The 13,758-nt window shown below is 64.4% G+C and carries 11 protein-coding genes; 3 read left to right on the top strand and 8 right to left on the bottom strand.

The window, feature by feature from the left end; genetic code table 11:
• Positions 1-29: 29 nt before the first annotated feature.
• The 5 genes from ACCD03_RS01580 to pip all read right to left on the bottom strand — a co-directional run bounded on the left by ACCD03_RS01580 (position 30) and on the right by pip (position 5,453).
• Positions 30-1,421: an ATP-binding protein gene (locus tag ACCD03_RS01580; RefSeq protein WP_413410617.1), complete on the bottom strand. Its 1,392-nt coding sequence runs from the start codon at positions 1,419-1,421 to the stop codon at positions 30-32.
• Between the two features lie 246 nt (positions 1,422-1,667).
• Entirely contained in the window at positions 1,668-2,816 is a 1,149-nt protein-coding gene (locus ACCD03_RS01575; protein ID WP_325654519.1) for a DSD1 family PLP-dependent enzyme, read from the bottom strand.
• Positions 2,817-2,827: 11 nt separating this feature from the next.
• Complete coding sequence (locus ACCD03_RS01570; protein WP_325654517.1) at positions 2,828-3,496, bottom strand: HAD-IA family hydrolase; 669 nt, start codon at positions 3,494-3,496, stop codon at positions 2,828-2,830.
• A gap of 94 nt (positions 3,497-3,590) precedes the next feature.
• Positions 3,591-4,496: a LysR family transcriptional regulator gene (locus ACCD03_RS01565; RefSeq protein ID WP_325654515.1), complete on the bottom strand. Its 906-nt coding sequence runs from the start codon at positions 4,494-4,496 to the stop codon at positions 3,591-3,593.
• Positions 4,497-4,499: 3 nt separating this feature from the next.
• Positions 4,500-5,453 carry a prolyl aminopeptidase gene (gene pip / locus ACCD03_RS01560; RefSeq protein ID WP_325654513.1) on the bottom strand — a complete coding sequence of 318 codons (954 nt, stop codon included), beginning with the start codon at positions 5,451-5,453 and terminating at the stop codon, positions 4,500-4,502.
• Positions 5,454-5,573: 120 nt separating this feature from the next.
• Here pip and ACCD03_RS01555 point away from each other — a divergent pair, with 120 nt between their 5' ends.
• The 3 genes from ACCD03_RS01555 to ACCD03_RS01545 all read left to right on the top strand — a co-directional run bounded on the left by ACCD03_RS01555 (position 5,574) and on the right by ACCD03_RS01545 (position 9,002).
• A complete protein-coding gene (locus ACCD03_RS01555) occupies positions 5,574-6,203 on the top strand; it encodes a helix-turn-helix domain-containing protein (RefSeq protein ID WP_325654511.1) in 630 nt (209 codons plus the stop codon).
• Positions 6,203-8,731, top strand: a complete 2,529-nt coding sequence (locus ACCD03_RS01550; protein ID WP_413410616.1) for a PEP/pyruvate-binding domain-containing protein — start codon at positions 6,203-6,205, stop codon at positions 8,729-8,731. Before ACCD03_RS01555 ends, ACCD03_RS01550 begins: the two co-directional genes overlap by 1 nt.
• A gap of 124 nt (positions 8,732-8,855) precedes the next feature.
• Entirely contained in the window at positions 8,856-9,002 is a 147-nt protein-coding gene (locus ACCD03_RS01545) for a hypothetical protein (RefSeq protein ID WP_175537079.1), read from the top strand.
• A 66-nt stretch (positions 9,003-9,068) separates the two neighbouring features.
• Here the strand turns inward: ACCD03_RS01545 and ACCD03_RS01540 are convergent, their stop codons facing one another.
• From ACCD03_RS01540 to ACCD03_RS01530, 3 genes are all read right to left on the bottom strand, one after another.
• Positions 9,069-9,755: a Fe2+-dependent dioxygenase gene (locus ACCD03_RS01540; RefSeq protein WP_024978082.1), complete on the bottom strand. Its 687-nt coding sequence runs from the start codon at positions 9,753-9,755 to the stop codon at positions 9,069-9,071.
• Between the two features lie 48 nt (positions 9,756-9,803).
• Complete coding sequence (locus ACCD03_RS01535; protein WP_325654505.1) at positions 9,804-12,032, bottom strand: TonB-dependent siderophore receptor; 2,229 nt, start codon at positions 12,030-12,032, stop codon at positions 9,804-9,806.
• A 284-nt stretch (positions 12,033-12,316) separates the two neighbouring features.
• The gene (locus ACCD03_RS01530) at positions 12,317-13,720 is read right to left on the bottom strand and encodes a ClcB-like voltage-gated chloride channel protein (RefSeq protein ID WP_325654503.1); all 1,404 of its coding nucleotides are present in this window, start codon (positions 13,718-13,720) and stop codon (positions 12,317-12,319) included.
• Positions 13,721-13,758 lie beyond the last annotated feature (38 nt).

The following is a 13,758-nucleotide window of genomic DNA, read 5'->3' as shown; positions in this document are numbered from 1 at the left end:
GTCCCCCCTTCAGGCGTAAAGCGTGAGGCTTACGTTATGGCCAGCGCGGTATCGGCCGGCGGTTGTTGTTCGACAGGCGGGGCTTCCGGCCTGCATCGTGGCAACGTCACGCGGAAGGTCGTGCCCAGGCCCACCGTGCTCGACACGTCGATGCGCCCGCCATGCGCCCTGACAATGCCGTAGGTGAGAGACAGCCCCAGCCCGGTGCCCTTGCCGACCGGCTTGGTGGTGAAGAACGGGTCGAAGATGCGCTTCAGGTTTTCGGGCGCGATGCCGCTGCCGGCGTCTGCTACCTCAAACCAGATTGATGCAGCGTCGGTCGCGTCAGTTCCGGTGCGGACGGTGATGGTGCCGCGCCCGCCGCCCTGCGTGCTTTTGCCCGCATACGACTGCGCCGCGTTGACCACCAGGTTCAGCACCACCTGATTGATCTGTGACGGGATGCAGGTCACGGCCGGCAGTTCGCTGTACTCGCGCACGAGGTCAGCCTGGTATTTGATCTCGTTGTTGACGATGTTGAGCGTCGACTCGATGCAGCGGTGAATGTCCACCTGATCCCACTGGTGGGCGCTGTCGACGCGTGAGAAATCGCGCAAGTCCACCACAATGTCGCGCACCCGGGTCAGGCCTTCCTGCGATTCGGCCACGAGCGCGGGAGCGTCTTCGGCCAGAAACTCGATGTCGGCCGCCTGCGCAAGCGCCAAGAGCTGTGCGTCGAGTGACGGCGCATGCTGGCCGATCAGCTGATCCAGGGTACGTGCGTAATCGAGCAGCGTGTTCATGTAGCGCTGCAGGCTGTTCAGGTTCGAGAGCACGAACCCCACGGGGTTATTGATCTCGTGCGCAATGCCGGCGGCGAGCTGGCCAATGGCGGCGAGCTTTTCAGACTGCAGCAGCTGCTGATGCGCCTGGGCCAGCTCTTCGTTCAGCGCAGAGAGTTGGGCGTTACGCACAGTGAGTTCCTGAAGCGCATCGGTTACGGTTTTTTCGCGCTTCTTCAGCTCGCCATATGCAAGGCACACGTCCGTCGCATCGAGCAACGTAATCCCCACCGCGATGACCACACCATTTCCATCTTCGATCGGAATAAAGCTGCAGTTCTGCTGCATCCATTCAATCGTGTCGGTAATGGGCCGCGTATGACGAAAACGAAACAAATACGGGCGGTGCTCCCAAGATGTGTACGCAGAGACACCCAGAACGAATACGCTTTCGATTTTCTTGCGCAGCCATTTTTCCGGCAGTTCCGGAAACAGCGCGAACATGTCCTTGCCGATCACATCCTCGCCGGAAAAACCGCTGTGATATTGCATGAAGCGGTTCCACGACAGGATGTGCATTTGACGATCCACGGAGAACACGCCGCAACTTACCAATTCCGCAATGGCATCAGATAACTGGGGCTCGGTAATGTCTGCCATGTTTGACATGGTTCCTGCGGGACAATGGTGTTCGCTATCAGCCACTTGAATTGCGTGGCCGTCTCTCTATTTATCGACCAGATTTTGCCCAGGCAGATGAGTACAAATCCCTATTAACCGTCGAATATCGGGATCGCCACGCTAAAACCGGATCCCATCATTTTTTTGATTTGGTAGTTTGATTCAAGCAAAAGGCCCGCAGGAACGCTGCGGGCCTTTTGCTTTTCGGCATGCCAGGTGCACGAGTCACCAGCCGTGAAACCGCCCCCACGTCTGCACCCTCCCCCGCGACGACACCGCCTGATACTCCGGAAACTGGGCCCCCGTGGCGCACGCATGGTTCGGCAGTACACGCAGCTTCGTGCCGACCGGAAAGCGCGCCACCAGGTCGTCTTGTACCGAGCCATCGATGGCCGCCAGAATGCCGTGCTCCTGGTTCGCGCCAATCAGCATGAGCCCGTCGAGTGGCGTGCCGTCAAGCGCGCACGGCAGCCCGTAGCCGAAGTCATGCGACTGCTTGGCGGTGCCGCGGTCGCGGCTCATCGCCATCCATCCGGCGTCGACAATCACCCAGCCTTTCTCGGGCTGATGGCCAATCACGGTAGTCAGCACGCTCAGTGCGATTTCATCCAGCGCGCACACGCCCACGTTGTGCATGACCAGATCGAAGAATACGTAGACCCCCGCGCGCACCTCCGTCACGCCTTCAAGGTGTTCGGTGGCCAACGCGGTAGGCGTGGAGCCAACGCTCACCGCCGCGCACGGCATGCCGGCATCACGCAGGCGCTGCGCGGCGCGCACGCAACCGGCGCGCTCCTGCTCGGCCAATGCGGCCAGCGCGGCGCGGTCGTTCAGGTCGTAGCTGGAGCCGGCGTGCGTCATCACGCCGCCCACGTCGATGCCGCCGTCTTTCAGGATGCGGCCGACTTCCAGCAGCGCCTCCTGCTCGGGCGTGATACCGGAGCGGTGCCCATCGGTGTCGACTTCGATCCACACTTCACAGCGCTCACCGTGCGCGCGAGCGTAGTCGACCACGGCGAGGGCGGCCTCTGCGTTGTCGACCACGAGCTTGAGATCGCAGCCCCGCTTGTGCAGCGCCATCGCACGCGGCAGCTTGGTGGCGACAATGCCCACCGCGTACAGGATGTCCTTGATGCCGGCGGCAAAGAAGGCCTCGGCTTCCTTCAACGTCGATACGGTGATGCCTTGCGCGCCGGCCGCCATCTGCCCGCGCACCACGTCGAGGCACTTGGTGGTCTTTACATGCGGACGAAATTTCACGCCCAGCGCGTTCATGCGGTGCTGCATGCGGGCGATGTTGTGCTGCATGCGCGGCAGGTCAATCAGCGCAGCCGGCGTGTCGATGGTTTCAAGCGAGTGCGTGTCAGGGGTCATGGTTTGCATCCTCATGCGGCAAAACGGCGGGCCCAGGGCAGCAGATCGTCGAGCGCGGGCGAGGTGATTTCCGGCAGTTGCGCGCCCTCCACCGGCGCCAGGCCGACGCGGTTGTGCCAGTACGTGCGCAGGCCTACGGCCGCTGTGCCGAACATGTCGTAGCTGGAGCCCGCAACAAATGCCGCGTCAGCCGCTTCCACGCCAAGCTGTTCAAGCGCCATGCGATAGGGCTTCGGATCGGGCTTGTACACGCCAGCCTGCTCGGCCGTGACAATGACATCCCACGTGACGGGCAACAGCGCGGCGGCTTGCCGGCCCAGCCGTTCCGAGCAGTTGGTGACAACGGCCAGCTTGCAGTGCGGCTGGAGCTGGGCCAGCGCTTGCGCAGCGCCGCTCCACGGGGCGAGGTGCAACCAGTTGGCTTCCAGCGCTTCAGGAGCGGACGCTGATAAGCCGACGTTCTGCGCGGCCTGCCGAACCATCGTTTCATAAGGGACGTATGCGCCGCAGCCGTAAGTGAGCCGCAGATACTCGGCGCGCCACGTGCGGCCTGCCTGTTCAGAGCCAGCGGCGCGGTTCCACAGCGACCACGAATCGAGCAGCGCGGTCAGCAGATCGAACAGGATGGCCTTGGGATAGCCGGCGTCGGGAGAAACCGTGGAAGCGTTCACGCTGGTCACCTGCAAATCGGTAGAGATCGATGCCACCGATTGTAGGTACCGCGCACTGGCTTTCGGTGAAGCCGGTTTGAATCAAAGATTCAGTGCAGCTGCATCATGCGCGCCACGGCGGCTGCGGCTTGAAACGGTTCTGTAGCGCCTGCATGAAGTGACGCGTCCGTAGCGGCAAGCCGGCGCGGTTGTGCGTAAGCGCGATCACGTTGGCGTCGGGCGCTTTCCAGCCTGGCAGCAATCGCACGAGGCGGCCCGCGCGCAGATCGTCCGCCACATCCCATTCGGAGCGCAGGATCACGCCACGCCCTTCGCACGCCCATTGGCGAATGACATCGCCGTCGTTGCAGATCAGGTGCCTCGGCACGCGCACGCTGCGGCTCGTGCGGCCTTTGCTGAAGTGCCAAAGCGACACGTCTTCCTTGTTCTCGCGCAACACGATGCAGGGCAGCGCGGCAAGGTCATCGGGGGTTTCGGGCACGCCGAAGCGCTTCACCAACGCGGGGGAAGCGCAGACAAAGCGCGCATTCGGTGCAATTGCGTAACCGACCAGGTTCGACACCTGCAGCGCGCCGATATGCACCACCACATCAAAGCGGTCCGCCGCTTCGGTCAGGGGCGTATCGGATAGCGCCAGTTCGATGTCGACATCAGGATGCTGCTGCTGAAAATCGGCAATGACAGGCGCCACGTAGCGTCGCCCAAACCCCAGCGGCGCATTCACCTTGAGCGTGCCAACCAGGCCGCCCCGGCGCGTGTGCAAATCCTCTGACAGTGCGTCGAGCTGGCGAATCAGCTCTGCGCCGCGCTCGCACAGCAACATGCCTTCTTGCGTAAAGCGCAAGCTGCGCGCCGTGCGATCGACCAGACGTGTGCCCAGCTTCTTCTCCAGCTGCTGCAGCCGCTGCGACACGGCGGATGGCGTCAGGTCCAGCGCCCGCGCAGTCGCCACCAGGCTGCCGTTGTCCTGGATGGCGAGCAGGAAGCGCAGGTCGGCGGAATCCGTCATGGGTTACTTGCCGGCAAAGCGGTCCGTTGCGGCCAGCAGTTGATCGAGGATGCCCGGTTCGGACCACGCATGGCCGGCACCTTCGATCAGGTGGAAGTCCGAATCCGGCCACGCCTCATGCAACGCATACGCGTAGCGCGCGGGGCACGGCATGTCGTAACGGCCATGCACGATTACGCCGGGAATGCCCGCCAGCTTGTGTGCCTCGCGCAGCAACTGGCCCTCTTCCAGCCAGCACTGGTGCGTGAAGTAGTGATTCTCCAGCCGCGCGAAGGCCAGCGCGAAATGGTCGTCGGCGTGCTTGGCACTGTTGCTAGGGTCGGGCAGCAGCGTGATGGTCTCGCCTTCCCACACGCTCCAGGCGCGGGCGGCTTCGATCTGCTTGGCGGTGTCGTTGCCGGTGAGCACTTTGCGATAGGCCGCAATCATGTCGCCGCGCTCGGCCTCTGGAATGGGCGCCTGAAAACGTGCCCATTTCTCGGGGAACATCTCCGACACGCCGTACTGGTAGTACCAGCGCAGCTCGGCCTGCGTGACGGTGTAAATGCCCCGCAGCACAAGTTCGCTCACATGCTGCGGATACTTCTGCGCGTAAGCGAGCGCCAACGTCGAACCCCACGAGCCGCCGAAGACGAGCCAGCGCTCGGCGCCGGCAATTGCGCGCAGGCGCTCGATATCGGCCACGAGATGCCACGTGGTGTTGGCCTCCAGCCCCGCGTGCGGCGTAGACCGCCCGCAGCCGCGCTGGTCGAACAGCATCACGTCGTAGCGTGCGGGATCGAACACGCGGCGGTGGTCAGCAGAAACGCCACCACCCGGCCCGCCATGCAGGAACACCGCGGGCTTGGCGCCGGGCGTGCCAACGCGCTCGTAGTAAACCGTGTGGCCATCACCCACGTCGAGCATGCCGGTTTCATAGGGCTCGATTGGCGGATACAGGGTACGCAGTGCAGTCATGGTCGGTCCTGTCAAAAGGTTGCCGGAAGAATGGGCTGATTCTACAGAGGGGTTCTCGCTTGCACATATTTTTGAACGACGTATAAAATTGCACATCGTTTACCAAATGGTGTGCCCATCATGTCGTCCACCCCCATCCCCATTAAAGCCGGCCGCCGCGAGCGCAAGCGCAACCAGACGCTGGACCATCTGGCGGCCACCGCCTTCTCCCTGTTCGAGCAGCACGGTTACGACGCGGTGACGATGGAGCAGATTGCAGCGCAGGCCGATGTGTCCAAGGGCACGCTGTACAACCACTTTCCGGTCAAGGAAGCGCTGTTGGCGCACCAGTTCCACGCCGAGCTGGAGGCAGGCGGTACGCAACTGCGCGCACAGATCGAGGGGCAGCCGAATTTCGCCTCCCGCCTGGCGGTGCTGCTTTCCGCCTCGGCCGATTGGTGCAACGTGCGCCGGCCCTATCTGGCCGCGTATTTCCGCTACCGCTTTGCCAGCGCCGACCTAGCCGCCCGCAACCGCGACAGCGACAAGCGCAGCGGGCTGGAAGCGGTGTTCATGGCACTTATCGACGCGGCGCAGCGCTCGGGCGAACTCGACACCCGATTCGATGCCGAGCAGCTCGCGGGGCTGTTCGAGTACTTGTATCTCGGCGCGCTCATGCGCTGGCTGGCACGTCCCGAAACCGATCTGCACGCGGGTTTCTCCGCCGTCATCGACCTGTTCCTGCACGGCATGGCCTGCAAGGAGGCGTGATGAATCCGCTCGTGCTCGATTGGCCGGCTGCGGCGCAGGCCGGTGCCGCAGTGGCGGGCGGCAAGGGCTGGCAGCTTGGCCGCATGGCGAGACTCGGCGTGCCGGTGCCCGATGGTTTCGTGCTGGCCGCAGATGCCAGCCGCGGGCGAAATCACGGAGATGCCGTGCCCGAGACGGTGCTGGCTGCCATCGCGCAGGCGCTGGCTGCGCGCGGCTGGCAAAACACGCCGCTGGCTGTGCGCTCTTCCGCGCCGCAGGAGGATTCCGCGCGACGCTCGTTCGCGGGCATTCACGAGACGCGCCTGAACGTGATTGGCGTGCAGGCGCTGGCGGAAGCGGTGCGCGCCGTGTGGGACTCGGCGCACGCACCGCAAGCGCTGGCATACCGCGAGCGCTTTGGCATCGACACCTCCGACCTGGCGATGGCCGTGGTCATCATGCCGATGTTGCCGGCAGTGGCCGCAGGCATCGCGTTCACTGGCGACCCGCTGAGCGGCCGCGACGACCACATCGTCATCAACGCAAACTGGGGCCTGGGCGAAGCGCTGGTGGGCGGCCACGCCGATGGCGACGTCGACCGACTGGAAGTTGCGCCGCAAGACGACACGCTGCATGTGGTCGAACGCCGGATCGGCACGAAGCACCGCATGACGCGCGCGCTGGCCGAAGGCGGCACCGCACTCGCTGATACCGCCACCGAAGATGCGCGCCGCGCCGTGCTGGAAGACGCCCAGCTCATCGCACTTGCCACGGTGGCGCGCGACACGGCACGCGCACTGGACTTTGCGCAGCCGCGCTATGACATCGAATGGGTCTGGGACGGGCAGCGCTTCTGGATCGTGCAGGCTCGCCCGATCACCACGACCGCGCGCCAGACCTACGCCGCCCTGCAAACCCAGCCAACGTTCTGGACGCGCGGCAACACGCGCGAGGTGTTTCCCGCGCCGCTGTCGCCCATCGACTGGACGCTCTACGGTCACGCGGCCAACCGCATGCTGATGCTGGCGTACTCGCTGGCGGGCTATGCGTTGCTGCCGGGGCTGGCGCGCGCCAAACTGTTTGGCGGCTGCGTGTACCTCGATGTCTCGTTGATGCAGTGGGAGGCATTTGACGCGTTCGGCATTGCGCCGGAGGCTATTAACCGCATGCTCGGCGGCACGCAGCCCGAGATTACGCTGTCGCGCGCCACCTGGCCGCAGCGGCTGGCACGCGGTGCGCGGCTCGTACGTTATTTGTGCAGTGCCGGGGCCGCGCGCCGCCATGCACAGAGCGATCTGAATCGCGCCCGCAAACAAGCCGCGCAATGGCGTGAAGACACGTGGCCGGAAGCAACAGCGGAGCTGGCCACCTGCCTGCGCGAACGCTTCAACATCGCGCGCCGCGCAGACGGCCTGTTCTTCCTGCAGGGCTCGGCGGGCGGCGCCGTTTCGGGCCTGGTCGACGTGATCGAAAAACACTGCCCCGGCGAAGGCCACGCCCTGGCCGCCGCGCTCATGGCAGGCGCAGAACCCAGCGTTACCGCGCAGCAAAGCTACGACCTGATGGCTCTGGCGCAAACCGCCACCGCCGACGCCGAAGCCCTCGCCTGGCTTCGCGCCGACAACCGCATCGGCACGCAATGGGCGCTGCAACTGCCGGCGCACAGCGCGTTCCGCCAGCACTTCAGTACGTTTCTGGAGCGCTACGGGCACCGCGCCATTGAAGAGAGCTACTTCCGCCGCCCGCGCTGGCGCGAGCAACCCGACTATTTGCTCGACCTCGTCGTCGGCCTGATCGGCAGCGACGCGAATGCAGTGCGGCAACGGCAGTTGGCGGCATCTGAGCGTGCGTGGGCGCGCCTGCCGTTCTGGCTGCGCCCAATCGTGCGAGGGATGCTCAAGGGTGCCGTGCGCGACAGCAACCAGCGCGAAGCCGCGCGCAGCGCGCTGGTGGCGTATCTGGAAGCGCTGCGTATCGGTCTGCTGAAGCTGGCAGACAGGCTTGTCGGCGAGGAAGGACTCGATACGCCTGAAGACATCTTCAACCTGACGCTGGACGAATGCGTGGCCGCGGCCACCGGCGCGTTACCGCTGCGCTTCGTCGCCCAGCGCGCGCGTGAACGCCGCCAGCAGTTGGACGATTGGGCCGCTGCGCAGGAGCCGGACATCCTCACCGAACATGGCGAGGCACCGGTCGGGACCAGCGCGCCAATCGCCCTCACAGGCGATGCCTGGAGCGGCACCGCCGTGGGCGCAGGCTCGGCACAGGGGCAGGCACGGCTCGTCGATCACGCGGCTGCCGGCACGGCGCTGCAAGCCGGCGATATCCTGGTCGCCCCCAGCACCGACCCGGCCTGGACGCCGCTTTTCCTGAAGGCCGGCGGGCTCGTCATGGAAACCGGCGGCTACCTCTCGCATGGCGCCATCGTGGCGCGGGAGTTCGGAATTCCGGCCGTGGTGAACCTGCCCGGCATCCGGGCACAGTTGGAGGACGGCGAGACGATCCGCGTAGACGGCAATGCCGGCACGGTCAGCAGAGTGGCGGGTTAGGCACCCATATGTGGTGATGAGGCGACACTGGCGGATGCGGCTTTGCTGCGTCGCAATATTCGGACTAACATTCGGGTATTCCCTACTAGGGTTATCCCTAAATCAGTCCTCAGAAGGAATCGCCATGAACACCGTTGCTCTCAAAGCCGCCCCCGCCTCGCGCTTCGCCCGTTTCTGGCAAATTGTGCGCCGTGAAGCCAGCCGCGCCGTTGCGCTGCACGTGGAAAGCTGCGGCATGATGGCCGAGCTGTATCGCCGTTCGGGCCACTAAGCCGAAGCGCACAGTTCGTGCGAAGACTGCGTCGCACCTTCCCCGGCGTGGCGCCGCAGACGCAGATCAGGTCTCGCTCCATTGCCGCATCAGGTTGTGATACACGCCGATGAGCGTGCGGCGCGCGGTGGCATCCGCGTCGGTCTGGTTGAGCGTTTGGATGGCGTTGTCCAAGTCGAACAGCATGGCGCGCTGCGCGTCATCGCGAATCAGGCTCTGGATCCAGAAGAAGCTCGCCACGCGCACGCCGCGCGTGATGGGCGTCACCTGATGCAGGCTCGTTGCCGGGTAGATCACCAAGTCACCGGCATTGAGCTTGACGCTGTGCATGCCATAGGTGTCTTCAATCTGCAGTTCGCCGCCGTCGTAGCTGGCAGGATCTGACAGGAACAGCGTGGCCGAGATATCGGTGCGCAGCTTTGTGCCGTTGTGCGGATGGATACGCACGCTGCCATCAACATGCGCGCCGAACGTCATGCCCTCGCCGTAGCGGTTGAACATCGGCGGGTACACCACGTTCGGCAGCGCCGCGCTGATGAAGCGCGGGTGCCGCTCCAGCACGCTCAGGATGAGCTGCTGGCACTGCAGCGCCACTTCCGCGCGCTCATCAATCTGCTGGTTGACCTTGACCGGTGCCCCCGAATACCCGGCCGACACGCGACCATCGACCCAGGCATCGCCCGCGCTATCGAGCAGATCGCGCAGCGCAGCCACCTGCGCAGCGTTGAAGACGTTGGGAATGCAGACGAGCATGGCGATGGAAGGAAACGAGGATGCAGCCGAGGGCCCATCCCCCGGCCATTACATCCGATACACCACCGACAGCATCGCCGCACGGCCGGTGCCCGGCACAGCGCGACCGCCATCAGACGGAATCAGCGCATCGTAATACGTCTTGTTGAACAGGTTGAACAGGTTCAGCCGCACGTCGTATTTCGGTTGGTGGTAGGCCAGCATCGCGTCCCAGCGCACGAAGCCGCCCACCTGCACCGTGTCGGTGTTGTTGGCGTAGCGCTGCGACATGTAGAACGCGCCTGCGCCCGCCTCCCAGTTCGGCAGGAAGGCGTAGCTCGTCCACACCGTGGCAGCGTGCTTGGGTGTGTTGGCCGGCGTCATGCCCTGCGTGCCTGCAGCAATGCCATTGACGATCTGCGCATCCAGGTAGGTATAGCCCGCAAAGATCTGCAGCTTGTCGGTCACGTGGCCCGTGGCACCCAGGCGCGCACCGCGCACGCGGATCTTGCCGGCCGACGTGTACGTCGTGCTGTCGATCTGGGTGCGGGCGTTGTCCTTGGTGATCTGGAACAGCGCCGAGCTGACCGACAGATCGCCATTGAGCAGATCCCACTTGCCGCCGGCTTCATACGACTTGTTCTTCTCCGGGTCCAGGTTCTGCTGGCCGGTGGTGCCTACGAGTTGTTCCAATGACGGGTTGAACGACGTGCCATACGACACGTAGTACGACTGCCAGTCCGTCGGCTGCCAGATGCCGCCAAGGCGCGTGCTGACAAAGTTCACGCTCTGCTGCGCATACGGCAGCGCGGTGATCTTGGCCGACGCCGGCGTGTTCGCCGAATTCAACGAATTGGAAATGCTCGCCACGTAGCGGTCATAGCGCAGGCCGGCCACCGCCTTCCACTGCTTGGTGAATTCGATCGAGTCGTTGAAATACGCAGCCACCGTGTTGGCTGAGCCGCCCTGCAGGTTACCCAGGCTCGACGGCGTGCTGGCTGGCGACGTGGTGTAGCTCGGACTGACCAGCGGCTCGCACGAGACGAAACCGCTTGTCATGCTCGACTGCGCGAGCGGCGTGCCGTTGCACGAGCCGTTGCGATAATAGTTCTGGTTGTCGTAACCGTCGTGGCCGAACTCGGTGCCAACCAGCAGCGTGTGCTTGACCGAACCCGTATCGAACTTGGCCGTCAGCTCGGTCTGGTTGAACAGCGAATAGTCGCGGATGCGGCGGTCATGGCTTTGCAAACGCACCGACAGCGCCGAGAGCGGCAAGTTGCTGTTGGCGAGCGCCGTGAACGCGCCCGACGAATTGACCGTACCCACAGCGTTGGGCGCCGTCTCCCGCGCGTCGGTCTGCACGTAGTTGAACTGCGTCTGGTTGCGCAGGCGCAGGTTGGGCGAGAACTTGTGATCGATATTGGCCGAGAACGACGCCACATCCTGCGTGGTGCGGTCATCGGTGTAGCCGTAGTACGTCTTGGGGCTTACGTTGACCGGGTGGCCGTTGAGGTTCGGCACGCCGTAATCGGGCATGTCGCGGTTGTGCTGCAGCAGCGCGGACAGCGTCACCTCGGTCGGCGTACCGATGCCGAAACGCCACGACGGCGCGATGCCGAAATCCTGCGCGGTCATCTCGTCGCGCGTGCTGGTCTTGCCGTTCTGCGCCATCGCGGCGATGCGGAAGGCAGAAGTGTCGGACGTCGGTGTATTGACGTCGGCGGTCGCGCGCACCAGGCCGTTGGTCGTGACCGAACCGGTGATTTCCGTGGCCGCCTTCAGCTTCGGCTTCTTCGTCACCTGATTGATGACGCCGCCGGTCGAGCCGCGGCCGAACAGCATCGACGACGGGCCCATAAGCACTTCCACCGAATCGAGGGCGAACAAGTCGCGGTAATACTGGCCGCGATCACGGAAGCCATCGAGGTAGATGTCGGTGCGCGCCGAGAACCCGTTCAGGTTGATGTTGTTGCCGATCTGCCCGCCCTCGGCCGCGCCGATGGTGATGCCAGGCACGTTGCGCAGCGCATCGGCCAGGGAGCTGCCGCCTTGCGCATCGGTCAGCGCCTTGGGCACGACCGTCACCGATTGCGGCACATCGCGCAGGTTCTCGGGCAGCTTCGAGATGGAGCTTTTGGCGGCGTTGTAGTCGTCGCGCGGGGCGGAGCCCTTCACAACGGCTTCCGGCAACGTGGCGGTGGCCGGTACCTGTGCAAGCGTGGCCTGCTGGGCAAGTGCGACGGTGGGGGTGGCAAACAGAGCCAACAGGGCGCTGGCGACGGGCGTGCGGCGGTTCATTGCGTGGTTTCTCCGGCGGCACTCTTCTATTGGGTGCCAGCCGCTCCGGAACGCCCTCCTGCGCCCGTGCCGCCGTGCACGAGAGCGCACTACGAATTGCGGACGCAAATATAAATGATAACGATTCGCAACAGCAACAAAATGTCGCAATAACTCCCGGAAGTTCCCGGAAACGCACAATTTAAAGAGACTTATAGAGCGCTTTTCCTTGGATTTAGCTGATTGGGCAAGCTTGTCCACAAGGAATATCTGTGGCCAGGCAAGTCCCAACCAGCAAAGCGTACCTATTTCTGCGTGCTCTCTAAGGGCGATGGAAGGTGCTGCGCATCGTCGCCAGCATCTGCGCGGTTGCGCGCCAGCGCACGCGCATACACCGACGGCGCACCGGCTGCATGTGCCGTCACATAGCCGGTAATACACGCCAACATGAGTGGCAACACCACCTGATACGACAGCGTCATCTCGAAGATCATCAGGATCGACATAAGCGGCGCATGCGTGGTGGCTGCCAGCAGCGCGCCCATGCCGACCACCGCGTAGCTGACCGGCACCGGCGCAACACCTGGCAGCAGCGCGTGCATGCCCGTGCCGTACAGCAAACCGAGCGCCGCGCCACAGAACAGCGTGGGTGTGAACACGCCACCCACAGCGCCAGAGCCCGCGCTCGACGCCGTCGCCACCACCTTGCAAATCAGCACCAGCGCCACCGTCTGCCACAGCCACGGCTCGTGCAGAAAGCTATTGACCACGCTGTAGCCGTTGCCCCAGACCTCGGGCACGCCCGTGGACAGCGCACCGACGATCAACCCGCCAGCGGCCAATCGCAGCGTGAGCGGCAGCTTGGTCTGTGCAAACGCATCACGCGCGCGGTCAATCAGCCCCAGCAGCAGCGGCCCCACCATCCCCGCCGCCAAACCAAGGCCCAGATACGTCAACACTTCCCAGCCGGAAACGAAATCGAAGTGCGGCATCTCGTAGACCGCCCCGTACCCGAAGAACTGGCGCACCACGATATCGGCGGTGACAGCGGCCACCAGCAGCGGCCCGAGCGTCGCCGTGGTGATGACGCCAAACACGATTTCGCAGACGAACACGGCGCCCGAGATAGGCGCGTTGTAAGCAGAGGTGATGCCAGCGGCCGCACCGCACGCGACCAGCAGACGCAATTGCTCCACTGGCACAGAGGTCCAGCGCCGCAACACGCGGCCGACCAGCGAGCCGCACATTGCCGCCAATTGCACCATCGGCCCTTCGCGCCCGATCGACGCGCCACTGGCCACCGAGCACAACGACGACGCACTGCGTACCAAGCTCTGGCGCGCGCTAAGCACGCCATGGCCCACGGCAATGGCTTCCATATAGTCTTCCGAGCCTTTTCGGGGGATCCACTTCAGGCCCACTTGCAACGTGATGCCTGCCAGCAGCCCACCCGCGGTCGGCACCAGCAGGCGCGCCCACCACGGCAACGCGCGTGCCGTGGCCACCAAACCCTGGTCCGTACCCGAGAGCCACCATTGCAGATGGCGCAGGCACTCGCGAAACAGGATCGTCGACAGGGCGCCCGCGCAGCCGATCACCCCGGCAATCACGAACACAAGATGCTCGCGACCGAACGGCAGCCGGGCAGTCGCGCGCCGCCACCATGGCTGGCGCGGCACATCAGGTTGAGGCGGCGGCGTGTCGGTCATGTCGGTTCGTGCAAGGACAAGCCGACATGATAGCGGCG

The sequence above is a fragment of the Ralstonia sp. Ralssp135 genome (genome assembly GCF_047304345.1).
Taxonomy (GTDB): domain Bacteria; phylum Pseudomonadota; class Gammaproteobacteria; order Burkholderiales; family Burkholderiaceae; genus Ralstonia; species Ralstonia chuxiongensis.
Note: the sequence above shows the minus strand (reverse complement) of the source record. Positions and strands in the feature narration are given on the sequence as shown.